The sequence below is a fragment of the Marilutibacter aestuarii genome (assembly GCF_006546775.1).
Classification (GTDB): domain Bacteria; phylum Pseudomonadota; class Gammaproteobacteria; order Xanthomonadales; family Xanthomonadaceae; genus Marilutibacter; species Marilutibacter aestuarii.
The window spans coordinates 17752-41720 of record NZ_VICE01000053.1; the positions used below are offsets into that span (position 1 = coordinate 17752).

Consider the following 23969-nt stretch of genomic DNA (forward strand, 5'->3'; position numbering starts at 1 on the left):
ACGCGGCGCTCAGTCCGCGGACGCCACCTTCGGCGCGGCCGCCGGCGGCGTCTGGTAGATCAGGTAGGGCTCGGACTTGTGGTCGATGACCGACTCGTCCACCACCACCTTGCTCACGTTCTCCTGCGAAGGCAGGTCGTACATGGTGTCGAGCAGCACCGATTCGACGATGGTGCGCAGGCCGCGGGCACCGGTCTTGCGCTTGAGCGCCTTGCGTGCGATCGCGGTGAGCGCGTCGGGACGGAACTCGAGTTCCACGCCTTCCATCTCGAACAGCTTGCGGAACTGCTTGGTGATCGCGTTCTTGGGTTCGGTGAGGATCTTGACCAGCGCTTCCTCGTCGAGTTCCTCCAGGGTGGCGACCACCGGCAAGCGACCCACGAACTCGGGGATCAGGCCGAACTTGATCAGGTCCTCGGGCTCGACCTCGGCCAGGATCTTGCCGATCTCGACCTTGCGCTCGGTGCTCTTGACCTTGGCGCCGAAGCCGATGCCACCGGCCTCGGTGCTGCGCTGGCGGATGATCTTGTCCAGGCCGGCGAACGCACCGCCGACGATGAAGAGGATGTTGCGGGTGTCGACCTGCAGGAACTCCTGCTGCGGGTGCTTGCGCCCGCCCTGCGGCGGCACGCTGGCAACGGTGCCCTCGATCAGCTTGAGCAGTGCCTGCTGCACGCCCTCGCCCGACACGTCGCGGGTGATGGACGGGTTGTCGCTCTTGCGCGAGATCTTGTCGATCTCGTCGATGTAGACGATGCCCTGCTGCGCCTTGTCTACGTCGTAGTCGCACTTCTGCAGCAGCTTCTGGATGATGTTCTCCACGTCCTCGCCGACATAGCCGGCCTCGGTCAGCGTGGTGGCATCGGCCATGGTGAAGGGCACGTTGAGCATCCGCGCCAGCGTTTCGGCCAGCAGCGTCTTGCCCGAGCCGGTCGGGCCGACCAGCAGGATGTTGGACTTCGCCAGCTCGACGTCGTCGTTCTTCTGGCGGCTCTCGATGCGCTTGTAGTGGTTGTAGACCGCCACGGCGAGGGTCTTCTTCGCGCGCTGCTGCCCGATCACGTACTGGTCCAGGACCTCGAGGATCTCCTTGGGCTTGGGCAGGTGGCTGCGGGCCGACTGCGCCTTCTCCTCGAGCTCCTCGCGGATGATGTCGTTGCACAGCTCGACGCATTCATCGCATATGAATACGCTCGGGCCCGCGATCAGCTTGCGGACCTCGTGCTGGCTCTTCCCGCAGAACGAGCAGTAGAGGATCTTGTTGCTGTCGGCGGGTGTGCGCCCCTGTCGGTCGTCGCTCATGCTTTGGCCCAAATCGTACGTGTGGCTTGAATCTCGCCGACCGCGAGATGCGGGGCTGGCGCGGTTCGAGAATAGCACAGCGTCCCGGTATGGCAGCCATACCGGGACCTGCAGTGAATTACTTGTCCAATCAACAACTTACGTTCAAACCCGGGCAATCCGTCAACCTGCCTGGATGGACTCTTCGGGCCGGCGCTCCAGCACCTGGTCGACCAGGCCGTATTCACGGGCGGCCTCGGCCCCCTTGAAGTTGTCGCGCTCGGTGTCGTGGGCGATGGTCTCCAGCGACTGGCCGGTGTGCTTGGACAGGATCTCGTTCAGGCGCTGGCGCATGCCCAGGATCTCGCGGGCGTGGATGTCGATGTCGGTCGCCTGGCCCTGGAAGCCGCCCAAGGGCTGGTGGATCATCACGCGCGAGTTCGGCAGCGCGTAGCGCTTGCCCTGCGCGCCCGAGGCGAGCAGCAGCGCGCCCATGCTCGCCGCCTGGCCGACGCAGATCGTGCTCACGTCGGGCTTGATGTACTGCATGGTGTCGTAGATCGCCATGCCGGCGGTGACGATGCCGCCCGGCGAGTTGATGTACAGGCTGATGTCCTTTTCGGGATTCTCGGCCTCAAGGAACAGCATCTGCGCGACGATCACGTTGGCGACGTGGTCATCCACCCCGCCGACCAGGAAGATCACCCGCTCCTTGAGCAGGCGCGAGTAGATGTCGTAGGCACGCTCGCCCCGGCTGGTCTGTTCGACCACCATCGGCACGAGGTTCAGGGCTTTGGTTCGGTTGTCCATCAACGGGGCACCTGCGGGATCAAGGGTGTGATGCGTCCAACTTGGGGCCATTCGCGGCACGACGCAAGAGGCAATCGGCCTCCATGGCGCGTCCGGCCCGCTGGAACGACAAGGCCGGCCCGGTGCACGCACCGGAAGCCGGCCCTTCGGGTCGCCTGCCGCCCCGCCGTAACGGGACGGTACGCAGGCTTACTGGCGGATCGCTTCGCTGAACGAAAGCGGCTGCTCGGTGTGCTGGGCGCGCTCGGCGATCCAGTCGATCACCTGCTCTTCCATCACGCGCGCCTGCAGGCCGTTCATCAGCTGCGGATCGTTGCGGTACAGCTCGATGACCTGCTGCGGCTCCTCGTAGGTGGAGGCGATCAGGTTCAGCGTCTCGTTGAGGCGCGCCGGCTCGAGCTTGAGCTCGTTGCGGCGGGCCACTTCGCCCACGATCAGGCCGACCAGCACGCGCTTGCGGGCGGCGTCGGTGAAGCCCAGGTGGGCGTCTTCCGGGATCCGGTCGATCTTGCGCCCCTGGCGACGGGCCTGCTCGGCGGCCTGGGCGGCCATCTGGCGGGCTTCGTTCTCGACCAGGCGCGGCGGCATCTCGACGTCGGAGTACGCGGCGATCAGCTGCTCGCCGACCTCGCGGCGCAGGCGGGTCATCAACGCGCCCTTCAGCTCGCGGGCCAGGTTGCTGCGGATGTCCGCGCGGAACTGATCCGGTTCGCCGCTCTTGACCCCGAAGCTCTTGATGAACTCGGCGTCGACCTCGGGCAGGACCGGCTCGGACACCTTGACCGCCTTCAGGTGGACGGCGACCTTCTTGCCGGCGAAGGCCGGCATGCGCCAGTCGGCCGGGAACTCGACCTCGGCCTCCTTCTCCTCGCCGGCCTTGAGGCCGACCAGGGCGGACTCGATGGCCGGGAACATCGCGCCCGAGCCGATGACCGTGGTCCCGCGCTCGACACCCTCGGCCGGCACGCGCTGCTCGCCCGCCTGCGACCAGGTCTCGATCTCGACCGCATCGCCTTCGGCGGCGGCGCGATCGACCGGGTTCCAGCTGCGGCGCTGCAGGCGCAGGTTCTCGATCATGGTGTCGATGTCGCTGTCGGCGACCTCGGCGGTGTGGCGGACGACGTTCAGCTTGGCGACGTCGATGTCGCCAAAGTCAGGCACGACCTCGAAGGTCGCGACATAGGCCAGCTCTTCGCTGCCCTCGACCGGCTCGATGCTCGGGTTGCCGGCGATCTTGAGCGACTGCTCGCGGACCGCGTTGCTGAAGCCCTCGCGCAGCATGCCGTCCAGGATCTCGGCGCGGACCTGCTGGCCGAAGCGCTGCTCGATGACCTTGGCCGGGACCTTGCCCGGGCGGAAGCCCTTGATCTTGGCGCCGCGCGCGATCTCGCGCAGGCGGCCGCCCACCTGGCTCTCCAGGCGGTCGGCCGGGAGGCTGAAGGTCATGCGGCGCTCGAGGTTACCGACGGATTCAACCGAAACTTGCATATCCACTCCTGCTACCGGGCAGCCTGCCTCGGCACGATGTTTGACTGAGCTGTCCAAATGCGGCCGGCGGCACGGGGCCGGACGGCAGCGGAACGGACTATTTTCCCTGATATGGCCGCCAGTTGCCAGCCGTGGCGGTCACGTCTCCTGCCGGGCCGCGACGAGCGCGCCGAGCATGGTCGCCGTGCCCGGATGCCGGGCGTGGTGCGAAAGGGGGGACTCGAACCCCCACGCCTTGCGGCACTGGTACCTAAAACCAGGGCGTCTACCAATTCCGCCACTTTCGCGATGAGGCCGCCAACCGGGGCATTCTAGAGCGCGGCCGCGCCCGCTGCCCATGGTCCGCGCATAAAAAAACACCCGGCGCGGGGCCGGGTGCTCTTCGATTTGGTGGGCCGTCAAGGATTCGAACCTTGGACCTATTGATTAAGAGTCAACTGCTCTACCAACTGAGCTAACGGCCCAAATCGCGGAGCGGGATGATAGCAGAACATTCCCGGCTCGCAAACACTTTTTTACCACAACCTGCTGCAACAACTACCGCAATGAATGGGGTGGATGAGGGGATTCGAACCCCCGACCACTGGAATCACAATCCAGTACTCTAACCAACTGAGCTACACCCACCACAAAAACGTACACGTCCACTGGCGCGCCCGGCAGGACTCGAACCTGCAACCGTCGGCTTAGAAGGCCGATGCTCTGTCCGGTTGAGCTACGGGCGCGAGGCCCAGCATCTTAACCGGCCTGCGCCGGGGTTGGTCGGGGCAGAGGGATTCGAACCCCCGACCCTCTGCTCCCAAAGCAGATGCGCTACCAGACTGCGCTATGCCCCGAGGTCCGGACTTCCGTTGCGCGCCAACGCCGCGAAAGGCCGGCCATTTTGGGCTTGGCGCGTCCGGCTGTCAACGAGCACGTAGATCGTGCGCCAGCGCGCGCGGGGGCGTGTATGCTCCGGATGAACGGCGGCACCGACCGCCCGACCCACATGCCACACCCAGGAGCGAGCATGCGCAGCGGCAATCCGGCACTCAAAGAATCCACTTTCCTCGACCTCGCCAGCGGCAGCGTCGTACAGGGCGGCGGCGACGTCATGACCCTGAACGGCACCGTCCACAAGACCGGCGTGCTGCTCCTGCTCTGCGTGATGACCGCCGCCTTCGCCTGGAGCCAGGTCGATTTCACCGCCGACGGTCCGGTAGGCGCCGGCCCGTACATGTGGGGCGGCGCGATCGGCGGCCTGGTGCTGGCGCTGGTCACCGTGTTCAAGAAGCAGTGGGCGCCCGTCACCGCCCCGCTCTACGCGATCGTGGAGGGCTTCTTCCTCGGCGCCATCTCGGCGATGTACAACCACTTCTTCGAAGGCATCGTGATGCAGGCGGTGCTGCTCACCTTCGGCACCCTGTTCGCGCTGCTGTTCGCCTACCGGTCGGGCCTGATCAAGGCGACGGAGAACTTCAAGCTCGGCATCGTCGCCGCCACCGGCGGCATCTTCCTGGTCTACCTGGCCAGCATGGTGCTGGGCATGTTCGGCGTGCAGATCCCGCTCATCCACGAGTCGGGCATCATCGGCATCGGCTTCAGCCTGTTCGTGGTGGTGATCGCGGCGCTGAACCTGGTGCTGGACTTCGACTTCATCGAAACCGGCGTCGAGCAGGGCGCGCCCAAGTACATGGAGTGGTACGGCGCCTTCGGCCTGCTGGTCACCCTGGTCTGGCTGTACGTGGAGTTCCTGCGCCTGCTTTCGAAGCTGCAGTCGCGCTGATTCCACCGCGACGTGCTGCACGCGAAAGGGGCGCCTCGGCGCCCCTTTCCTGTTGCCGGGGGCCGCCCCTGCCCTACCCGCGCCGCGTCGCAGCCGCGACCGGCGGCCGCGGCGCCCGCGAGGGCCACAGCATGAACGCCACCGCGATCGCGGCCAGGGCCCAGCAGTAGTAGACCTGTCCGGCGATCGCCAGCGGCGACATCCCGGCCAGCGAGCCTGCCAGCAGGATCTGCGCACCGTAGGGCAGCAGGCCCTGCATCACGCAGGAAAAGACGTCCAGCAGGCTCGCGCTGCGGCGGCCGCTGATGCCATGGTGGTCGGCGATGTCCTTGGCCAGGCTGCCACTCACCAGGATGGCCACGGTGTTGTTGGCCGTCAGCGCATCGCTGCCCGCCGCCAGCGCGGCGATGCTCAGCTCGCCGGCACGGCGCCCGCGGTGCCCGCGCGCGAAGCGGCGGATCGTCGCGGCCAGCCACGCCAGGCCGCCCGTGACCCGGGTCAACTCGGCCAGGCCGCCGATCAGCAGGGCCAGCAGGGTGATCTCCACCATGCCCTCGAAGCCGGTATAGATGTCGCCGGAAAAACTGATGGGGTCGTAACCGCCCAGCCAGATGCCCATCACGCCGGCCAGCACGAGGCCGATGCCGAGCACCAGCACCACGTTCATGCCGGCCAGGGCCAGGCCCAGCACCGCCAGGTAGGGCAGCACCAGCCAACGGCTGACCGGATCGTCGGGCGCCTCGACCGGGGCGCTGTCGCCGAGGAAGGCCAGCAAGGCCACGGTGATGATCGCCGCCGGCAGCGCGAACTTCAGGTTCTCCAGGAACTTGTCCTGCATGCGGCACCCCTGGCTGCGGGTGGCCGCGATGGTCGTGTCGGAGATGATCGACAGGTTGTCGCCGAACATCGCCCCGCCCACCACGGCGCCCAGCACCAGCCCCGCGTCCAGGCCGGCCGCGTCGGACACGCCCAGTGCGACCGGCACCACCGCGGCGATGGTGCCCATCGAGGTACCGATGGCCAGGGCGATGAAGCCCGCCACGAGGAACAGCCCGGGCAGGATCAACGCGGGCGGCAGCGCCCCCAGGCCGAGTGCGACCACCGCATCGACCGCGCCGACCGCCTTGGACACGGTCGCGAAGGCGCCCGCGAGCAGGAAGACCAGGCACATCAACATGATGTTCGGATGGCCCATCCCGGCCAGCAGGGGCTCCATCGGGGCGATCCGCCGGCGCCACGCCAGCCATGCCGCCAACGCCAGCGCAGGCAGCACCGCCACCGGTGCGTGCAACTGGTAGAAGCCCATGGCTTCGCCCTGGCCAGTGAAATACAGGCCGGCGCCGAAGAACAGCAGCAGGAACAGGAACAGCGGCAACAGCGCAAGCGCGCTGGGACGGGCCTCGACAGGCGGTGACGACTTTTTTTTCATCTCTTCATACGGATGAAAGGAATCGCAATTCTGGGGCCGCGCGGGCGCGCTGTCGAGCCCCCGGCAGGCCGCATCGTTCGCCGGGGGCCGCTACATGCCGGGCACGAAAAAGGCGCCCCGGAGGGCGCCCATGATCGTACCGCCTACGCGCGCCGGACCGAGGCCCGGCCGCGGTCAGCTCACACCCGGCTGGCGATCGCCCTGGCGAAGGCCATGGTGTTGCCGCTGCCGCCCAGGTCGGGGGTCAGCGAGTCCTTGGCTTCCAGCGTGGCGATGATCGCCGCGCGCAGCGAAGCCGCTTTCCCGGGCATGCCGAGGTGGTCGAGCATCTGCGCCGCACCCAGCAGCAGGGCGCAGGGGTTGGCCTTGCCCTGGCCGGCGATGTCCGGGGCGGTGCCGTGCACGGCCTCGAAGATCGCCGCGTCCGAACCGATGTTCGCGCCCGGGGCCAGGCCCAGGCCACCGACCAGGCCCGCGCACAGGTCGGAGAGGATGTCGCCGAACAGGTTGGTGGTCACGATCACGTCGAAGGTCTCGGGCTGCATGACGAGCTTCATGCAGCAGGCATCGACGATCATCTCGTCGCATTCGATGTCCGGATACTCCGCGGCCACCGCGCGCGCGGTCTTCAGGAACAGGCCCGAAGTCGACTTGAGGATGTTGGCCTTGTGCACGACCGTGACCTTGCGGCGACCGACCTTGCGCGCCAGTTCGAAGGCGTAGCGCACGATCCGCTCCGAACCGCGGCGGGTCACCTTCTGGGTCAGCACGGCGGTCTCGCCGTCGGGCGACACTTCCTGGCCCTCGCCGATATAGGCGCCCTCGGTGTTCTCGCGGACCGTGATCACGTCGACGTCGCTGGGGAAGCGCGAGCGGGTGTTCGGGAACGACTTGGCCGGACGGACGTTGGCGTACAGGTCGAAGCGCTTGCGCAGTTCGACGTTGATCGAGCTGAAGCCTTCGCCCACCGGGGTGGTCAGCGGGCTCTTGAGGGCGACGCGGTTGCGGCGGATCGAGTCCATGGTGGCCTGCGGGATCAGCTCGCCGTGCTTCTCGAGCGCGACCAGCCCGGCGTCGGCTTCCTCGTACTGCAGGCCCAGGTCCATCGCCTCGAGCACATGCAGGGTGGCGTCCATGATTTCCGGGCCGATGCCATCGCCACGGATGACGGTAATCGTCTGCGTCATAGGGAATTCTTCCAGCTGGGGGGCGGGCGCAGGGGAGGTACGCCGCCGGATGGTTAGCCGGAGGATTATGCCTGAGACGGCGCTGTTTTTCAGGGGCCGGAGTCCGTGCGGCGGACGTGGCGGACCGCCCCGAAGCGCGATTCGCGCGTGCCCGGCGCTCGACCGGGCACGACGCGGCGCAAACTCAGTCGTGCGCGTGGGACGCGCCGGGCGCGGTCGCCGCGCCCTGTTCGAGCTGGTCGAGGAAGTCGACCGCGCGGCGCATGTGCGGAATCACGATGGAGCCGCCGACGACCAGGCCGACGGAGAAGGCCTCGAACATCTCGTCGCGGCTGACGCCGGCCTCGCGGCACTGGGCGACGTGGTAGCTGATGCAGTCGTCGCAACGCAGCACCAGCGACGCCACCAGGCCCAGCAGCTCCTTGGTCTTCACGTCCAGCGCGCCGGCCTGGTAGGTCTGGGTATCGAGCGCGAAGAAGCGCCGGACCACCTGGTTCGGCTCGGCCAGGATGCGCTCGTTCATGCGCTTGCGGAATGCCGTGAAGGCCTCGATGCGGTCCTGCTCCCCCTGCGGGCCGGTGGAATCGGCGCTCATGCGGCGCCCTCCAGCAGCGGCTCCAGGCCGCCGGCGCGATGCAGGGCGATCATGTCGTCGTAGCCGCCCACGTGGGTGTCACCGATGAAGATCTGCGGCACGCTGGTCCGCTTGGCCAACGCGACCATCCGCTCGCGCGCCTCGGGGTCGAGGTCGATGCGCACCTCGCGCCAGGTCTGCCCCTTGCTCTTGAGGAAGTTCTTGGCCGCCACGCAGTACGGGCAGATGGCGGAGCTGTAGAGGGTGATCTCGGGACGCCGGGCGTCGTCCGGGTGGCTCGGGCTGTTCAAGTCGGCACTCCTGCGGAAACTTTTTGATTCGCGATATTGTCGAATATGGGCACGGCGCGATGGCTTTTCCAGCGCCAGGCCCTCACCCGGCCACCCGTTCCGGTTAACCGGGGGTTCACGCCGTCCTGCCCGCACGCCCCCATGCTCGGGGCTCCTCCGCCCCGTCCCACCACGAGGTTTCCCTTGCGCCGGATCGCTCCACTCGCCATCGCCGTCACCCTGGCCATCGCCAGCGTCTGCGCCCCGGCCCAGGAGAACCGCCTGCCCGACATCGGCTCTTCGGCCGGCGAACTGCTGAGCCCGACGCAGCAGGAGGAGTACGGCGCGATGATGCTCGCGCAGCTGCGGCATTACGAATACGTGCTCGAAGACCCGCTGATCGACAGCTGGCTGTCGGCGATGGGTGGCCAGCTCGCCGCCAACAGCGACCGCCCGACCCAGCCGTTCACCTTCTTCATGATGCGCGAGCGCCAGATCAACGCCTTCGCGACCCTGGGCGGCTACATCGGCGTGAACGCCGGCCTGGTCCTGGCCAGCGAGCGCGAGGACGAGGTCGCCGGCGTGGTCGCGCACGAGATCGCCCACGTTACCCAGTACCACGTGCTGCGCGGGGTCGAGCGGGCCCAGCGCGACCAGATCCCGATCCTGCTGGCGATGCTGGGCGCCCTCGCCGCCGCGCAGGCCGCGGGCGGCAATTCCGCCGACGACGCCGCGCAGGCGGCGATGGTCGGCGCCATGGGCCTGATGCAGCAGCGACAGATCAACTACACCCGCGCCAACGAGTCCGAAGCGGACAGGCTGGGCATCCAGACCTTGTCGCGCAGCGATTACGACCCGGTCGCGATGGCGGACTTTTTCGCGACGATGCAGGCAAAATCACGGACGAACGCCGCCAACTACTACGGCGACTTCCCGGATTACCTGCGCACCCACCCGGTCACGACCACGCGCATCACCGAGGCCAAGGAACGGGCCCGGCAGATCCGGCTTTCCCAGGGCGGCGGCGAAGTCTGCGTCCGCGCCCCCGATGGCGACGACGCCTGCCGCCAGGAGTCGGGGCGTCCGCGCTACGGTGGCGGCACGACGCCCAGCACCAACCCCCTGCTGCCCGGCGGGCTGGTGATCGACACCGACGCGCTGGCCAGCGGCGGCACCGGCCTGTACGAGATGGCGCGCGAGCGGCTGCGCGTGCTCAGCGCCGACACGCCGGCCGAGGCGATCCGCGAGTACGCGCAGATCGCCCGTGCCGGCCGTCTCGACCAGGCGCAGCGATACGGCCAGGCCATCGCCCTGCTCCGCAATGGCAAGGCGCACGACGCCGCCACCCAGCTTGGCGCGCTGCACCGGGAGCGCCCCGATGACACCTGGGTGACACTGGGCCTGGCCGAGGCCGAGTCGCGCAGTGGCCAGCGCGAACAGGCCAACGACCGTTTCGAGGCCCTGCTGCGACGCTCGCCCAACGACCGCGCGGTCGCGCTCACCTATGCCCGCGCACTGGCCGAATACAACACCGTCGAGTCGGGCCAGCGGGCCCAGGCCGTGCTCCGCCCGCTGCTCTCGCGCTCCGGCGATGACCCGGAATTCCAGCAGGTGTTCGCGCGCGCCTGCGAGATCGCCGGCGACCCGATCCGAGCCGGCGAAGCGTATGCCGAGGCCGCGTATCTCAACGGCCGGCCGGAACTGGCCCTGACGCGCCTGAACCTGCTCAAGAAACGCGATGACCTGGACTACTACGCCCGCGCCCGGATCGAATCGCGGATCGCCGCGATCACTCCGACCGTGCTCGAACTGCGTCGCCAAGGCATCCGCGACGAGGATCTCGAGCGCGACTGAGTCCTGGGCAGCCCTGCGCGATGCGACGGGCCACCCTGTCACGCGGCAGTCATAAAACCGTAGTCTACTGGGGTCGCTTCGGGGAGCCAGACGCGCTCCGGGCATGCAGCCAGGACGCATGCCCCGGTCCCCGGCCGGACCCGCTCCGGCCGTGCCAGCGAAGCCGGACCCGGCCCCGTGCCGGCTCCGTCGACCCGGGATCCGCCAGGCCGGCCGAACCCGGGATGGCTCGCTTCAACCCCCACTGGTGACCGCGTGCAGAAGCGCATCCTGATCGTAGAAGACGAACCCGCCATCCGGGACATGGTGTCCTTTGCACTGCGCAAGGGCGAATACGAGCCCATCCATGCCGGGGACGCGCGCGAAGCGCAGTCGGCCATCGCCGACCGGGTGCCCGACCTCATCCTGCTCGACTGGATGCTGCCCGGCACCAGCGGCCTGGAACTGGCGCGACGCTGGCGCAAGGAGTCGCTGACCCGCGAGATCCCGATCATCATGCTGACCGCCCGCGGCGAGGAGAACGACCGCGTGGGCGGCCTGGAAGCCGGCGTCGACGACTACGTGGTCAAGCCCTTCTCGGCGCGCGAACTGCTGGCGCGCATCCGCGCGGTACTGCGACGCTCGCGCGAGGACGACGAGGACGGCAGCGTCTCGGTCGGCGGCCTGCGCATCGATGGCGCCGCGCACCGCGTGTTCGCCGACGACCAGCCGGTGCAGATCGGCCCCACCGAGTACCGCCTGTTGCACTTCTTCATGACCCATCCCGAGCGCGTGTACTCGCGCACGCAGCTGCTCGACCACGTCTGGGGCGGCAGCGTCTATGTCGAGGAGCGCACGGTCGATGTGCACATCCGCCGCCTGCGCAAGACACTGGAGCCTCACGCCTACGACGGCATGGTCCAGACCGTGCGCGGGTCCGGTTACCGCTTCTCGGCCTCGGCCGAAGCCTGACCCGGGCCGGACACCGCGGGCGCTCCGTCCGCACCGCGGTCCGGCCGACCGGATTACACTCTGACTGCCATGCCTCCCCGCGCCCGCACCGCCTGGTTCCGTACCCTCGGCCTGCTCCTGCTCATCCTGGCCGCTGCCACGGTGCTGGGCCTGCTGAGCGGGCAGCTGTTCCCTTTCCTCACCGTCACCGCCCTGGGCATCGTGGCATGGCATTACTGGCGCCTGCGCAAGGTACTCATACGCCTGACCGCGCGCCAGCGGCTGACGCCGTCCAACAGCGACGGCGTGTGGAACGAACTCGACCGGCTGCTCTACCGCACCCAGGGCGAGATGCGCGCGCGCAAGCGCCGGTTGATGGAAATGCTGCGCGCCTACCGCGCCGCCGCCGCCGCCCTCCCCGACGCGATCATCGTGGTCGAGCGCAACAGCCAGCGCATCCAGTGGTTCAACGAAGCCGGCACGCGCCTGCTGGGCTTGCGCTACCCGGATGACATCGGCGCCTCGCTCGTCCAGCGCCTGCAACCGATGCCGCTCGCGCACTGGATGGCCGCGGGCCGCAACGCCGAGCCGCTGGAGACCTATTCGCCGTTCAACCCCGGCGCGACCCTCAGCCTGCGCCTGATCCCCTATTCGGAGAACCTGTGGCTGCTGGTGGCACGCGACGTCAGCCGCCTGCTGCAGCTCGAGCAGATGCGGCGGGACTTCGTCGCCAACGTATCCCACGAACTGCGCACCCCCCTGACGGTCATCCATGGCTACCTGGACATGCTCGATCCGGAAGAGCAGCCCGACTGGGCGCCGATGCTGGCCGAGATGCAGCGCCAGTCGCAGCGGATGACCCAGCTCGTCGAGGACCTGTTGACGCTGTCGCGGCTGGAGTCCCAGGACCACCTGCAGGCCGAGGAGCACGTGTCGATGGCCTCGATGCTGCATACCCTCCGCCGAGAGGCCGCCGCGCTCAGCCAGGGCCGCCACCAGATCGACATCGACGACAGCGCCCACGTTGACCTGCTGGGCTCGGGCAAGGAGCTGCACAGCGCGTTCTCCAACCTCGTCAGCAACGCCGTGCGCTACACCCCGGCCGGCGGCCGCATCGAGATCGCCTGGCGACCCGACGGCCAGGGCGGCGTCGCCCTGCAGGTCACCGACAGCGGCTACGGCATCCCCGCCAGCCACCTGCCCCGCATCACCGAGCGCTTCTACCGGGTCTCCACCAGCCGCTCGCGCGAAAGCGGCGGCACCGGGCTGGGCCTGGCCATCGTCAAGCACGTGCTCCAGCTCCACGAAGCCCGCCTGGAGATCAGCAGCGAAGTCGGCCAGGGCAGCACCTTCTCCTGCCACTTCGGCGCCGGACGCGTGCGGCCCCACGACCTGCCGGCGCCCATCGATCCGCCCGCCCCCGTACACTCCTGAGGCATGTCCATGAACGCCGCTCACGACACGCCCCCCCATGACGCCGCCACCGGCGACGCGGGCTCGCTCTACGATCCGTCGCTGTACTTCAACCGCGAACTGTCGCAGCTGGACTTCAACTTCCGCGTGCTCGCCCAGGCCCGCGACGAGAGCGTGCCGCTGCTGGAGCGGCTCAAGTACCTGTGCATCTCCTGCACCAACCTCGACGAGTTCTTCGAGATCCGCGCCGGCACCCTGCGCCACGCCGGCGACCTGGGCCTGATGCCGGCCCCGGACGGCCTGTCGCCGTCGACCGTGCTGGCGCGCATCCACGATCGCGCCGCCGAACTGGTCAGCGCGCAGTACGACTGCTGGAACCACGTGCTGCGCCCGGCCCTGGACGAAGCCGGCGTGCGCGTGCTGGGCCGCGACAGCTGGAACAGCCGGCAGAAGCGCTGGCTGCTGGCGTATTTCCGCGACGAGATCATGCCGGTGCTGTCGCCGCTGGGCCTGGACCCGGCGCATCCGTTCCCGAAGATCCTCAACAAGTCGCTCAACATCGTCGTCGTGCTGAAGGGCCGCGACGCCTTCGGCCGCGACGGCAACCTCGCCATCGTGCGCGCGCCGCGCTCGCTGCCGCGCATCATCCAGTTGCCCGAGAACGTGTCGGGCGGGCCGAACGACTTCGTGTTCCTGTCCGCGGTCCTGTCGACCTTCGTGGACGAACTGTTCCCCGGCATGGAGGTCAAGGGCGCCTACCAGTTCCGCGTCACCCGCAACTCGGAACTGCTGGTCGACGAGGAGGAAGTGGACAACATCGCCCTGGCGTTGCGCGATGAGCTGGTCGGCCGCGGCTACCTGCGCGCGGTGCGCCTGGAGATCGCCGACCAGTGCCCGGACGAGATCGTCCGCACCCTGCTGGAGAACTTCGACCTCAACGAGAACGCCGTGTACCGGATCAACGGGCCGGTGAACCTCAACCGTGTCATCCAGGTCTACGACCTGGTCACCCGGATGGACCTGAAGTTCCCGCCGTTCCAGCAGCGCCAGCTGCCCGGCAGCGAGGCGATGTTCGACCGCATCGGCCGCGGCGACGTGCTGCTGCACCATCCCTTCGACGCCTTCACCCCGGTACTGGAACTGCTCCGCCAGGCCGCCGAGGACCCCCACGTCCTGGCGATCAAGCAGACCCTGTACCGCTCGGGCAAGGATTCGCCGATCGTCGAACAACTCGTGCAGGCCGCGCGCAACGGCAAGGACGTGACCGCGGTCGTGGAGCTGCGCGCGCGTTTCGACGAAGAGGCCAACCTGGGCTTCGCCGACCGCCTGCAAGAGGCCGGGGTGCAGGTCGTCTACGGCGTGGTGGGCTTCAAGACCCACGCCAAGATGCTGTTGATCGTGCGGCGCGAGGACGGCAGGCTGCGTCGCTACGTGCACATGGGCACCGGCAACTACCATTCCGGCACCGCCCGCCTCTACACCGACCTGGGCCTGTTCACGGCCAACCCGGAGATCGGCAACGACGTGCACCTGATCTTCCAGCAGCTGTCCGGCCTGGCCCCGTCGATCAAGCTCAAGCGCCTGCTGCAGTCGCCCTTCACCCTGCACGACGGGGTGCTCAAGCGGATCGACCGCGAGACCCAGCACGCCCGTGCCGGCCGACCGGCCCATATCGTCGCCAAGATGAACGCGCTCAACGAACCCCAGGTCGTGCGCGCGCTCTACCGCGCCTCCCAGGCAGGCGTGCAGATCGACCTGATCGTGCGCAGCGCCTGCACCCTGCGTCCCGGCGTGCCGGGGGTGTCGGACAACATCCGGGTGCGCTCGATCGTCGGCCGCTTCCTCGAGCACCATCGCGTCTACTGGTTCGCCAACGACGGCCAGCCCGACCTGCTGTGCTCGAGCGCCGACTGGCTGGAACGCAACCTGCTGCGGCGCGTGGAAACCTGCTTCCCGATCCTCGACCCGGAGGTGGCGGCGAGGATCCACGCCGAGGTCGTGGTGAACTACCTCAGCGACAACGTCAACGCCTGGACCCTGCGCAGCGACGGCAGCTACGCGCCGGTCACGCCCGCCGAGGGCGAGGCCCCGCATGCCGCGCAGCTTTCCCTGTTGGCGTCGATCTGCGGATGAACGATCATCTCCGCATGAACGGTTTGTTGCATGCGGCGAGACTGCCCCTCAAGGACGGCGACCTGGTGGCCGCCGTCGACCTTGGCTCCAACAGCTTCCACATGATGGTGTCCCGCTACATGCTGGGACAGCTGCGCACGGTCGACCGCCTGCGCGAGACGGTGCGCCTGGCCGAAGGCCTGGACGGCAAGGGCGGCCTGACCCCCGAGGTGCGCACGCGGGCCTTCGACTGCCTGGCGCGCTTCGGCCAGCGCCTGCGCGACATCCCGCCCCAGCGCGTTCGCGCGATCGCGACCAATACCGTGCGCAGGCTCTCGGCGCCGCAGGCCTTCCTGGTGCCCGCGGAGACCGCGCTGGGCCATGCCATCGAAGTGGTCTCAGGACGCGAGGAAGCGCGCCTGATCTACCTGGGCGTGGCCCACGCACAACCGCCCAAGCCGCGGCAGCTGCGCCTGGTGATGGACATCGGCGGCGGTTCCACGGAATTCATCATCGGCTCGGGCTTCGACGCGATCGAACGCGAGAGCCTGCAGGTCGGTTGCGTGGCCAGCACGCGGCGCTTCTTCGGCAACGGCAAGCTGTCGCGCAAGAAGTGGAACGCGGCCCTGGCCGAGATCAGCGCCGAGTTCCAGCAGTTCGCCAATGCCTACCGCTCGCTCGGCTGGGACGAGGCGATCGGCGCTTCCGGCACCTGCAAGGCGATCGGCGAGATCTGCCGGACGATGAAGCTCACCAAGGGCGCGATCACCGCCGAGGCCCTGCCGCCCTTGCGCGACCGCCTGCTGGAGGCCTCCAGCCTGGACCAGATCGACCTGCCGGGGCTGTCGGCCGAGCGCCGGCCGGTCATCGCCGGCGGCATCCTGATCATGCAGGCGGCCTTCGATGCGCTCGGCCTGCAACGCATGGCCGTCAGCAAGGCGGCGATGCGCGAGGGCGTGCTCTACGACATGGTCGGTCGCGGCGGCGAGCACGATCCGCGCGAATCCGCGGTGGCCGCGCTCATGCAGCGCTACGGCATCGATGCGGCCCAGGCGCGACGCGTCGAAGCGACCGCGGTGCGGTTGTTCGACCAGGTCGCCGACGCCTGGGGCATGGACGAAGACGACCGGGTGATGCTGGTCAACGCCGCGCGCCTGCACGAGATCGGCCTGTCCATCGCCCACAGCCAGTACCACGTGCATGGCGCCTACCTGGCCGAGCACACCGACATCTCGGGCTTCTCGCGGCAACAGCAGCAGTTCCTCGCCGCGATGATCCGCACGCACCGGCGCCGGATCCCGAAATCCGCCTTCGACGCACTGCCCGACCGCCTGCTGGCGTCGGCGCGCCACTGCTCGGCGCTGCTGCGCCTGGCGGTCCTGCTGCACCGCTCGCACGAGGCCGACCCCATCCCGCAACTGGACCTGGTCGCCGAGGACAACCACCTCGAACTGACCCTGCCGCGGCGCTGGCTGGAGGCGCGGCCGCTGCTGCAGGCCGACCTGGAAGGCGAATCGGGTGACATCGCCGGCCTGGGCATCTCCTTCGGCTACCACGAGAGCTGAGCGCGCCCCCGGCGCGACCGCAGGCAGGCGTCGTCATCCCCGCGTAACCCCCCTGCCACGGCGCCTACACCTGGCAGGAGGATGCTTCCCCAAACCGGGGAGGCGTGCATGCGCTACACCATCGTCACCGAGACGTATCCGCCCGAGATCAACGGCGTCGCCCTGACCGTGCAGCGCCTGGAGCGCGGCCTGCGGGCCCGCGGCCACCATGTCGAAGTGGTGCGTCCGCGCCAGGGACGCGACGATCGCGCCCAGCCCCACGAACACCTGGTGCCCGGGCTCCCCCTGCCCCGCTATCCCGGCCTGCGCCTGGGCCTGCCGGCCGGCCGCGCGCTCAAGCGGCTGTGGCGCGCCACGGCTCCGGACGCCGTCTATGTCGCCACCGAAGGGCCACTGGGCTGGTCGGCGGTCCGCACGGCCCGCGCCCTGGGCATCCCCGCCGCCACCGGCCTGCACACCCGTTTCGACGAGTACATGCGTGACTACGGTGCCGCCGTGCTCGAAGGCCCGGCGCTGGGGTGGATGCGCCACTTCCACAATCGCGCCAGCGCCACCCTCGTGCCGACCGCGGAACTGGCCGGCTTCCTGCGCGAACGCGGCTTCCGCGACGTGCTGCAGCTGCCGCGCGCGGTGGACACCGGGGCCTTCGATCCCGCGCACCGGGACATCGCGCTGCGCCGCAGTTGGGGCGTGGCCGACGACGCCATCGCGGTGCTCTACCTGGGCCGCATCGCCGCGGAGAAGAACCTCGACCTGGCCGTGCGCGCGTTCCGTGCGATCCAGGCACAGCGCCCGGACGCGCGCTTCGTTTGGGTCGGCGATGGACCCGAGCGTGCGCGCCTGCAGCGCGACAACCCGGAGTTCGTCTTCTGCGGGATGCAGCGCGGCGAGGCCCTCTCGCGCCACTGCGCGAGCGGCGACCTGTTCCCGTTCCCGAGCCGCAGCGAAACCTTCGGCAACGTGACCCTGGAAGCCCTGGCCAGCGGCGTGCCAACGGTGGCCTTCGACTACGGCGCAGCACGCGAGCGCCTGCGCGACGGCCTGGACGGCTTCACCATCGCCGACGGCGACGACGACGCATTCGTGGCCGCGAGTTGCCGGATCGCGAGCGACGATGGCTTGCGCCGGCGCATGGCGAGCCAATGCCGGCAGGGGGTGGCGGCGCTGCGTCCCGAGCAGGTCGCCGCCGACCTGGACGCGATCCTGGAAGGCCTCGTCGACCCCGACACCGTATCCACCGCCATGGCCGGAGCGCCATGAGGAGATGACGATGCAACGCTTGCCCCTGCACAAACGCCTCATCGACGGCGCCGCCCTGGGCGACTCGGGCTGGTGCCTGCGCGCCAACCGCTGGGGCGAACGCCGCTCCTGGCCATGCCGCTTCTTCGCCGCCGTCAGCCGCCTGGGCGACGGGGTGTTCTGGTACGTGCTCATGGGCGTGTTGATCGCACTGGACGGGATGGACGGGCTGGCCGCCTCCGCGCACATGGCCGCGACCGGCGTCATCGCGCTGACCCTCTACAAGGGACTCAAGCGGTGGACGCGCAGGCCCCGCCCGTTCGCGACCGACCGCCGCATCCACGCGCTCGTCGCGCCGCTCGACGAGTTCAGCTTTCCCTCCGGCCACACCTTGCACGCGGTCGCCTTCAGCCTCGTCGCGACGGCGCACTACCCGGCGCTGGCGTGGCTGCTGCTGCCCTTCACCCTCAGCGTGGCCCTGTCGCGGGTGGTGCTGGGCCTGCACTGGCCCAGCGACGTGCTGGCCGCGACCGCCATCGGGATCGGGCTCGCGGGTGTTTCGCTGTGGCTGGTACCGGGCGTGTCGCTGCTGGCCTGAGCGCGCTCAGTCGTCCAGCGCGCTGAGCCGGGCGCGCAACAGGCCCGGGCGCGACTGACCGGGCCAGTCGAGGTCGTTGGCGACCTGCGCCCGGGCCCGGCTGGCCTGGAGCGCAGCGAAGTCCAGGTCGGCGATCGCCCAGCGTTCGTCGCCGCGGGTGCAGGCGAGCACGCCATCGGCCGGCAGGCCCGCGTCCATCGGCGCGAAGATCGCCGCTTCGCCGGTGTTGGTGTCCAGGGCGGGACTCCAGGGCGCCTCGCCGCTGGTCACCGACTGCACGACGAAGCAGCGGTTCTCCAGCGCGCGTGCCATGCACCCCACGCGTACCCGCGTCGCGCCGGCCTCGGTGTCGGTGCAACTGGGCACCGCGATGACCCCTGCGCCCGCTTCGCACTGGGCGCGCACCGGCAGCGGGAACTCGCTGTCGTAGCAGATGGAAATGCCGAACCGCGCCGGCCCGGCGTCGAAGACCCTCAGTGCGTCGCCGGGTGCGATGACCCCCGCCTGCTTCTCGAAGCCGGTCAGCTGCAGCTTGTCCTGCCAGCCATGACCGCCGTCGGGGCTGAAGTGGTAGCTGCGGTTGCGCCAGCGCCCGTCCGCGATCCGGAGCAGGAAGCTGCCCGCGGTCACGTGCATGCCGGTGGCCTTCGCGAGGCTGGAATAGAGGGCCAGCCATGCCTCGTGGTGCGACTGCAAGGCATCGAGCGAGGCTCGCAGGTCTGCGTGCACCGCGGGCGGATGGATCGCGGCCAGTTCCAGGGAAAGGTATTCAGGCAGCACGACCCACTGCGCACCCTGCTCCCGGGCCTCGCCGAGCCACTCGCCCTGCTTGCGCGCGAAGGCCTGGAAGTCGAAGCCGGTCGCTCGCGGCACCACCCGGTACTTCGCCGCCGCGACCCGCCAGGGACCGCGCGCGTCGACGCCGGCGACCATCAGCTCCGCTCCAGCGGTCGCATCCAGTACGTCAGCACGTGGTTCATTTCTCCCACGCCGATTTCGTTCCACGGCAGGCGCACGCTCAGTTCGGGACGCGGCGTGTAGCCGCGCTTGCGCCAGAAGGCGTCGTGCCCGCGATGGAACGGCGGCCGGCGCGGGTCGTCGCCATCGCGCTGCACCGCGCAGAACGCCGTCCAGCGGAAACCACCCAGCGAGCGCGCGTGTGCTTCGCGCAGGTCGAAGAAGCGATGCCCTAGGCCACGCCCGCGGTAGGCCGGCAACAGGACCGATTCGCCGAAGTAGAACACCTCCGACGGCGCGATCGGGCCGTCCTCGAACGGCTTGCGGAACGCCGCGCTTTCGTCCTCCAGCGGCAGGCCGGTGGAGGCCCCCACGACCTTGCCCTCCTCCAGCGCCAGCACCGCGATGCTGTAGGCCGATTGCAGGTAGACCTTGAGGTAGGACGCCTCGTAGCGGGCGTCGCCTTCGTAGAGGTAGGGCCATTGGCGGAACACCTCGATGCGCAGGCGCGCAAGGTCGACGACGTGGGCCTGGATGGCCGCGCCCGAGAGGATCCGGGTCTGGATGTCGTGCGATGCGATGTTCATCCGCGAATTCTAGGGGCTGTGAGCCCCGTCACGGAACCGTTGGCGCCGCCGGTGCGACCGGTCATGCACCTGCAATCCCGACGGCCCCGGTGCCGGCGCGTCGGCACGCCGGCACCGGGACTGCGTTGGGCTAGCCGCGGGGAAGCGGCGGCACGCTTCCGCCGGCGAGCTGGTACCAGTCCACCCTGCGGGTGATCGCCATCAGGCCGGCGAGGATCACGAACAACAGGCCGGCGCCGAGCACCAGCGCGTTGTCCTCCGAGACCAGCAGGCCGTAGAGCGCGGCGTACAGGGTCGCCAGCATGGCCGCGAAGCCCCAGCCACGCAGCGCACTCTGCAGCACCGCGACCAGGTAGAAGCCGATCAGGCCGATGCAGGCCACGCTCGCGACGAGGTAGGCCCAGGCGAAGTCGATGTGCTCGCTCAGGCTGACCAGCAGCAGGAAGAAGATGGCCAGGGCCAGGCCGACCAAGCCGTACTGGATCGGGTGGATGCGCAGGTGCTTGACCAGCTCGAAGATGAAGAAGCCCACGAAGGTCAGCAGGACGAACAGCAGGCCGTACTTGCTCGCCCGGTCCGCCTGCGAGTACACGTTGACCGGCTCGACCAGCGCCACCTCGACCGCGTCCAGCGGGCGGTCGCGGTGGACCTGGCCCGGGTCCGCGTCGCTGCCTGCGCCGACGCTGGCCGGCAGGCGCCGGCCTTCGCGATACTGGCGCTGTGCGTTGGTGGCCACCGAGGCGACCTGCCAGCGGGCGTCGAAGCCGCTCGCGCCGATCTCGCGGGTACGCGGCAGGAAGCTGCCACTGAAGCGGGGGTGCGGCCAGCTCGACGCCACGGCGAAGCTGTTCTGCTTGCCCAGCGGCACCAGCGACAGCGATTCGGCACCGCCCAGGGTGAACGCCAGGCGCGTGTCCAGCGACAGGGCACTGCCGGGTGCGGGCACCGGCAGCCTGGCATGCACGCCATTGCCGCCATCCCCCCCCAGGCCATCCTCGACCGGCAGCGTGCGGCCATCGACCTGCAGTACCGGCGGCTCCAGCAGGCCGCGCACGTCGGCGAAGCCGTAGTCGAGCCAGGGCCGGCCAATCCGGCGCCGGACATCGGGATCGGTGCCGGGGATCGTCGCCCGGAAGCGGGCCTTCGCCACGCCGTCCCACTCGTAGACGCGTACCTCGTGCAGGCCCAACCGACGCGTGTCGGGTCGCATCGGGCCGCCGACTTCGAGCGTCTCGGGGAAGAACAGCCAGCGGCCGGTGCGTTCGCGCTCCACCCGGTGCGGCACGCCGCCCTCGTCCTTCTCCTCCACCCAGACCGTATCGGTGTAAGGCACCACCAGCACCGGCCCCGAGAAGGCCTGCGTGCCGGCATAGCTCCGCGCCACCTCCTGCACCGCCTGCACGCGGTATGCCTGGCGCTCCTGGATCACCCCGCGGATCATCGTCAACGGCACCAGGATGGCGAGCGTCATGCCCGCCACCAGCAAAATCTTCATCCACAAACGCATGTCGTCCTCCCATAGTCGCGACCGGCGCAGGATCGCGGGTCGATGGGGGCTGCCGGAGGCGCGACGGTGAAGCGACGGTGAAGCCGGCTAGCGCGCCGCCGCCGGCAGGCTCAGGCGTGCGATCGCGCCGCCGCCTTCGCGGTTGCCCAGGCCGGCCTCGCCGCCATGCAGGGCGGCAACCTCGGCGACGAAGCACAGTCCCAGTCCGCTGCTCCGGCTGCCGCCTTCGGGTCGGGCCAGGGAGTAGAAGCGCTCGAACACGCGATCGAGGGCGTAGCCGGGGATCCCGACGCCCCGGTCGCGCACCTCGACCACCGCGCGGTCGCCCACCTGGCTTGCCACCACGTCGATCCGGCTGCCCCGCGGCGCGAAGTCAGCGGCGTTCTCGAGCAGGTTCACCAGGGCCTGGCGCAACAGGAACGCATCGCCACGCACGGACACGCCGGCCTGGTCGAGTTCCAGGTGACACTCGATCCCGGCCTGGTCGAGGCCCGGGCGCGCCATCTCGATCGCATCGAGCAGCACGTCGCCCAGGTCCAGTGGCCTGGGATCGTCGAGTTGCCGACGATGCTCGACCGACGCCAGCGCCAGCAGCTTGTCGATCATCAGCGCCAGGCGCTCGCTCTGCCGGCGGATACGCGCGGCGAAACGGCGCCGGTCGGCCTCGCCCATCGGCACCCCGTCCTCATCACCCTCGAGCAGTTCGGCGCTGCCGCGGATCGCCGCCAGCGGGCTCTTCATCTCGTGGGTCAGGGCATGCACGTACTGCTCCACGTACTGTTTGCCCTCCAGGCGCGCGCGCATCGTCTCCAATGCATCGCCCAGGGCCTGGAACTCGCCGCTGGCCCGCGGTGGCGGCACGCGCTCGCCAGCGGTCACCGCGTCGGCGTAGCGCTGCAGGCTGCGCAGCTGGCGCGACAGCCAACCCGCCGCGACCAGGCCGACCAGCAACGCCACGCCGAGCAGCAGCAGGCCCCAGCGCAGGACCACCCCCTGGCTGCGCGCGATGAACGGCGCGATGGTGCGGTTGGGCTTGGCCACGGTCAGCACGCCGACGATCGTGCCGTCGGCATCGCGGATGGGCGCGGCCACGTGCATGACGGTCGAATCGGGATCGGCGCGATCTTCCGGGCTGGAGCGAGCGCCGTAGCGGCCGCGCAGGGTCAGGTAGACATCGTTCCAGCGCGAATAGTCGCGGCCCAGGTCGCGGCCCTGGCTGTCGAACACCACGATGCCGCGCGCGTCGGTGACGTAGACGCGATACTGCGCGGCGCGCTTGCCGAAGCCCCAGATCTCCGCCCCCAGGTCGCGCTGGCCGAGCGCCCGGATGCGCGCGGCGAAGCGACCGTCGTTGATCCGTCCGGCAAGGAAATCGTCGGTCGCGAGCTCCGCGAGCACGTTGGCGCTGTCGACCAGGGTGTCCTCCATCGCCTGCCGCACGCCCGGCTTCACCTCGGCCAGGAAGACACGCGCCAGCAGCAGGCCGGCGACGGCGACGATGAGGAAATACCCCAGGAATATCCGCAGGCCGATCTTCATGGCGTCCGCACCCTGGCCGCCTCAGTCCGCGTCGCGATCGAGGTCGAGCGAATAGCCGAGCCCGCGATGGGTGCGGATGGCGTCGAAATCGCCCTCGTCGCACGCCTCGCGCAGCTTGGCGCGCAGGGTCTTGACGTGGGTGTCGACGGTACGGTCGCCGCTCTCCAGGGCATCGCCCCACACCCGGTCCATCAACTGCGCGCGCGAGAGCACCGCGCCCGGTCGCTGCAGCAACGCGGCCAGCAGGCCGTACTCGTAGCGGGTGAGGTCGAGCAGCTGCCCGCGGTAGCGGATGCGGCGGCCCTCCAGGTCGTGCTCGAAACCGCCCGCGGATGCCGCGGGTCCGTCCTGCCGAAGGCCACGGCGCAGGACCACGCGCACGCGCGCGACCAGTTCGCGCGGCGAGAACGGCTTGGTCACGTAATCGTCAGCGCCGAGCTCGAGCCCGAGGATGCGATCGATCTCTGCGTTCTGCGCGGTCAGGAAGATCACCGGCAAGTCGCGATGCCGGCGCAGGCGCCGACATAGGTCCAGCCCGCTCATGTCCGGCAGGCCGATGTCGAGGATCGCGAGCTGGTGGCGCCCGGGCATGGCCATCGCCTCGGCATGTCCCGCCGTCGGCGCGTGGTCGACGTCGAAGCCCGCCGCCTCCAGGGCATAGCGGACCGTTTCGGCGATGTCGGTTTCGTCTTCGACCAGGAGGATTCGGGGCATGGCGCGGTTGGGGAATGGGGAATGGGGAATGGGGAATGGGGATTGGGGATTGGGGATTGGGGATTGGGGATTGGGGATTGGGGATTGGGGATTGGGGATTGGGGATTGGGGATTGGGGATTGGGGATTGG

Annotated in this window: 20 protein-coding genes and 5 tRNA genes; 8 read left to right on the forward strand and 17 right to left on the reverse strand. The window is 69.3% G+C overall.

The window, feature by feature from the left end; all coding sequences use genetic code 11:
• Positions 1–9: 9 nt before the first annotated feature.
• From clpX to FKV25_RS05610, 8 genes are all read right to left on the reverse strand, one after another.
• Positions 10–1302: an ATP-dependent Clp protease ATP-binding subunit ClpX gene (gene clpX, locus FKV25_RS05575; protein WP_141517809.1), complete on the reverse strand. Its 1293-nt coding sequence runs from the start codon at positions 1300–1302 to the stop codon at positions 10–12.
• A 162-nt stretch (positions 1303–1464) separates the two neighbouring features.
• Positions 1465–2091 carry an ATP-dependent Clp endopeptidase proteolytic subunit ClpP gene (gene clpP / locus FKV25_RS05580; protein ID WP_141517810.1) on the reverse strand — a complete coding sequence of 209 codons (627 nt, stop codon included), beginning with the start codon at positions 2089–2091 and terminating at the stop codon, positions 1465–1467.
• Between the two features lie 189 nt (positions 2092–2280).
• Positions 2281–3579 carry a trigger factor gene (gene tig / locus FKV25_RS05585; RefSeq protein WP_141517811.1) on the reverse strand — a complete coding sequence of 433 codons (1299 nt, stop codon included), beginning with the start codon at positions 3577–3579 and terminating at the stop codon, positions 2281–2283.
• 202 nt (positions 3580–3781) lie between these two features.
• A tRNA-Leu gene (locus tag FKV25_RS05590) sits at positions 3782–3866 on the reverse strand.
• A gap of 101 nt (positions 3867–3967) precedes the next feature.
• Positions 3968–4043 (reverse strand) — tRNA-Lys (locus FKV25_RS05595).
• An 86-nt stretch (positions 4044–4129) separates the two neighbouring features.
• Positions 4130–4206 (reverse strand) — tRNA-His (locus FKV25_RS05600).
• 21 nt (positions 4207–4227) lie between these two features.
• Positions 4228–4304 (reverse strand) — tRNA-Arg (locus FKV25_RS05605).
• A 34-nt stretch (positions 4305–4338) separates the two neighbouring features.
• Positions 4339–4415 (reverse strand) — tRNA-Pro (locus FKV25_RS05610).
• Between the two features lie 173 nt (positions 4416–4588).
• Here FKV25_RS05610 and FKV25_RS05615 point away from each other — a divergent pair.
• Positions 4589–5344 (forward strand): Bax inhibitor-1/YccA family protein, encoded by a 756-nt coding sequence (locus FKV25_RS05615; protein WP_170218558.1) that lies wholly within the window; start codon positions 4589–4591, stop codon positions 5342–5344.
• Positions 5345–5417: 73 nt separating this feature from the next.
• On the opposite strand, the gene FKV25_RS05620 is transcribed toward FKV25_RS05615, so the two are convergent.
• The 4 genes from FKV25_RS05620 to grxC form a co-directional block, all read right to left on the reverse strand.
• Positions 5418–6773 carry a Na+/H+ antiporter NhaC family protein gene (locus FKV25_RS05620; protein WP_141517813.1) on the reverse strand — a complete coding sequence of 452 codons (1356 nt, stop codon included), beginning with the start codon at positions 6771–6773 and terminating at the stop codon, positions 5418–5420.
• Positions 6774–6952: 179 nt separating this feature from the next.
• On the reverse strand, positions 6953–7960 hold the full coding sequence (locus tag FKV25_RS05625; RefSeq protein ID WP_141517814.1) for an isocitrate dehydrogenase: 1008 nt from the start codon (positions 7958–7960) through the stop codon (positions 6953–6955).
• 184 nt (positions 7961–8144) lie between these two features.
• Positions 8145–8555 (reverse strand): carboxymuconolactone decarboxylase family protein, encoded by a 411-nt coding sequence (locus tag FKV25_RS05630; RefSeq protein ID WP_141517815.1) that lies wholly within the window; start codon positions 8553–8555, stop codon positions 8145–8147.
• The gene (gene grxC / locus FKV25_RS05635) at positions 8552–8845 is read right to left on the reverse strand and encodes a glutaredoxin 3 (RefSeq protein WP_170218559.1); all 294 of its coding nucleotides are present in this window, start codon (positions 8843–8845) and stop codon (positions 8552–8554) included. The genes FKV25_RS05630 and grxC overlap by 4 nt, the downstream gene beginning before the upstream one ends.
• 141 nt (positions 8846–8986) lie before the next feature.
• Between grxC and FKV25_RS05640 the strand changes: the two genes are divergently transcribed.
• From FKV25_RS05640 to FKV25_RS05670, 7 genes are all read left to right on the forward strand, one after another.
• A complete protein-coding gene (locus FKV25_RS05640; protein ID WP_141517816.1) occupies positions 8987–10678 on the forward strand; it encodes a M48 family metalloprotease in 1692 nt (563 codons plus the stop codon).
• Between the two features lie 255 nt (positions 10679–10933).
• A complete protein-coding gene (phoB, locus tag FKV25_RS05645) occupies positions 10934–11629 on the forward strand; it encodes a phosphate regulon transcriptional regulator PhoB (protein ID WP_141517817.1) in 696 nt (231 codons plus the stop codon).
• Between the two features lie 69 nt (positions 11630–11698).
• A complete protein-coding gene (phoR, locus tag FKV25_RS05650; RefSeq protein ID WP_141517818.1) occupies positions 11699–13042 on the forward strand; it encodes a phosphate regulon sensor histidine kinase PhoR in 1344 nt (447 codons plus the stop codon).
• Between the two features lie 9 nt (positions 13043–13051).
• Complete coding sequence (gene ppk1 / locus FKV25_RS05655; RefSeq protein WP_141517819.1) at positions 13052–15154, forward strand: polyphosphate kinase 1; 2103 nt, start codon at positions 13052–13054, stop codon at positions 15152–15154.
• Positions 15155–15168: 14 nt separating this feature from the next.
• On the forward strand, positions 15169–16698 hold the full coding sequence (ppx, locus tag FKV25_RS05660; protein ID WP_141517828.1) for an exopolyphosphatase: 1530 nt from the start codon (positions 15169–15171) through the stop codon (positions 16696–16698).
• Between the two features lie 108 nt (positions 16699–16806).
• The gene (locus tag FKV25_RS05665; protein WP_141517820.1) at positions 16807–17958 is read left to right on the forward strand and encodes a glycosyltransferase family 4 protein; all 1152 of its coding nucleotides are present in this window, start codon (positions 16807–16809) and stop codon (positions 17956–17958) included.
• A gap of 10 nt (positions 17959–17968) precedes the next feature.
• Positions 17969–18535, forward strand: a complete 567-nt coding sequence (locus FKV25_RS05670) for a phosphatase PAP2 family protein (RefSeq protein WP_141517821.1) — start codon at positions 17969–17971, stop codon at positions 18533–18535.
• A 6-nt stretch (positions 18536–18541) separates the two neighbouring features.
• Here FKV25_RS05670 and FKV25_RS05675 read toward each other — a convergent pair whose 3' ends face one another.
• The 5 genes from FKV25_RS05675 to creB form a co-directional block, all read right to left on the reverse strand.
• Positions 18542–19468 carry a carbon-nitrogen hydrolase family protein gene (locus FKV25_RS05675; protein ID WP_141517822.1) on the reverse strand — a complete coding sequence of 309 codons (927 nt, stop codon included), beginning with the start codon at positions 19466–19468 and terminating at the stop codon, positions 18542–18544.
• Complete coding sequence (locus tag FKV25_RS05680) at positions 19468–20079, reverse strand: GNAT family N-acetyltransferase (protein WP_141517823.1); 612 nt, start codon at positions 20077–20079, stop codon at positions 19468–19470. The genes FKV25_RS05675 and FKV25_RS05680 overlap by 1 nt, the downstream gene beginning before the upstream one ends.
• Positions 20080–20209: 130 nt before the next feature.
• Positions 20210–21586, reverse strand: coding sequence for a cell envelope integrity protein CreD (creD, locus tag FKV25_RS05685; RefSeq protein WP_141517824.1), 1377 nt, complete (start codon positions 21584–21586; stop codon positions 20210–20212).
• A gap of 87 nt (positions 21587–21673) precedes the next feature.
• On the reverse strand, positions 21674–23125 hold the full coding sequence (gene creC, locus FKV25_RS05690) for a two-component system sensor histidine kinase CreC (protein WP_141517825.1): 1452 nt from the start codon (positions 23123–23125) through the stop codon (positions 21674–21676).
• 21 nt (positions 23126–23146) lie between these two features.
• Positions 23147–23839: a two-component system response regulator CreB gene (gene creB, locus FKV25_RS05695; RefSeq protein ID WP_141517829.1), complete on the reverse strand. Its 693-nt coding sequence runs from the start codon at positions 23837–23839 to the stop codon at positions 23147–23149.
• Positions 23840–23969 lie beyond the last annotated feature (130 nt).

Coding starts and splice junctions, on each gene's coding strand:
- clpX (WP_141517809.1), bottom strand. CDS start 1,302: ATGAGCGACGACCGACAGGGGCGCACACCCGCCGACAGCAACAAGATC.
- clpP (WP_141517810.1), bottom strand. CDS start 2,091: ATGGACAACCGAACCAAAGCCCTGAACCTCGTGCCGATGGTGGTCGAA.
- tig (WP_141517811.1), bottom strand. CDS start 3,579: ATGCAAGTTTCGGTTGAATCCGTCGGTAACCTCGAGCGCCGCATGACC.
- FKV25_RS05615 (WP_170218558.1), top strand. CDS start 4,589: ATGCGCAGCGGCAATCCGGCACTCAAAGAATCCACTTTCCTCGACCTC.
- FKV25_RS05620 (WP_141517813.1), bottom strand. CDS start 6,773: ATGAAAAAAAAGTCGTCACCGCCTGTCGAGGCCCGTCCCAGCGCGCTT.
- FKV25_RS05625 (WP_141517814.1), bottom strand. CDS start 7,960: ATGACGCAGACGATTACCGTCATCCGTGGCGATGGCATCGGCCCGGAA.
- FKV25_RS05630 (WP_141517815.1), bottom strand. CDS start 8,555: ATGAGCGCCGATTCCACCGGCCCGCAGGGGGAGCAGGACCGCATCGAG.
- FKV25_RS05640 (WP_141517816.1), top strand. CDS start 8,987: ATGCTCGGGGCTCCTCCGCCCCGTCCCACCACGAGGTTTCCCTTGCGC.
- phoR (WP_141517818.1), top strand. CDS start 11,699: ATGCCTCCCCGCGCCCGCACCGCCTGGTTCCGTACCCTCGGCCTGCTC.
- ppk1 (WP_141517819.1), top strand. CDS start 13,052: ATGAACGCCGCTCACGACACGCCCCCCCATGACGCCGCCACCGGCGAC.
- ppx (WP_141517828.1), top strand. CDS start 15,169: ATGAACGGTTTGTTGCATGCGGCGAGACTGCCCCTCAAGGACGGCGAC.
- FKV25_RS05665 (WP_141517820.1), top strand. CDS start 16,807: ATGCGCTACACCATCGTCACCGAGACGTATCCGCCCGAGATCAACGGC.
- FKV25_RS05670 (WP_141517821.1), top strand. CDS start 17,969: ATGCAACGCTTGCCCCTGCACAAACGCCTCATCGACGGCGCCGCCCTG.
- FKV25_RS05675 (WP_141517822.1), bottom strand. CDS start 19,468: ATGGTCGCCGGCGTCGACGCGCGCGGTCCCTGGCGGGTCGCGGCGGCG.
- FKV25_RS05680 (WP_141517823.1), bottom strand. CDS start 20,079: ATGAACATCGCATCGCACGACATCCAGACCCGGATCCTCTCGGGCGCG.
- creD (WP_141517824.1), bottom strand. CDS start 21,586: ATGCGTTTGTGGATGAAGATTTTGCTGGTGGCGGGCATGACGCTCGCC.
- creC (WP_141517825.1), bottom strand. CDS start 23,125: ATGAAGATCGGCCTGCGGATATTCCTGGGGTATTTCCTCATCGTCGCC.
- creB (WP_141517829.1), bottom strand. CDS start 23,839: ATGCCCCGAATCCTCCTGGTCGAAGACGAAACCGACATCGCCGAAACG.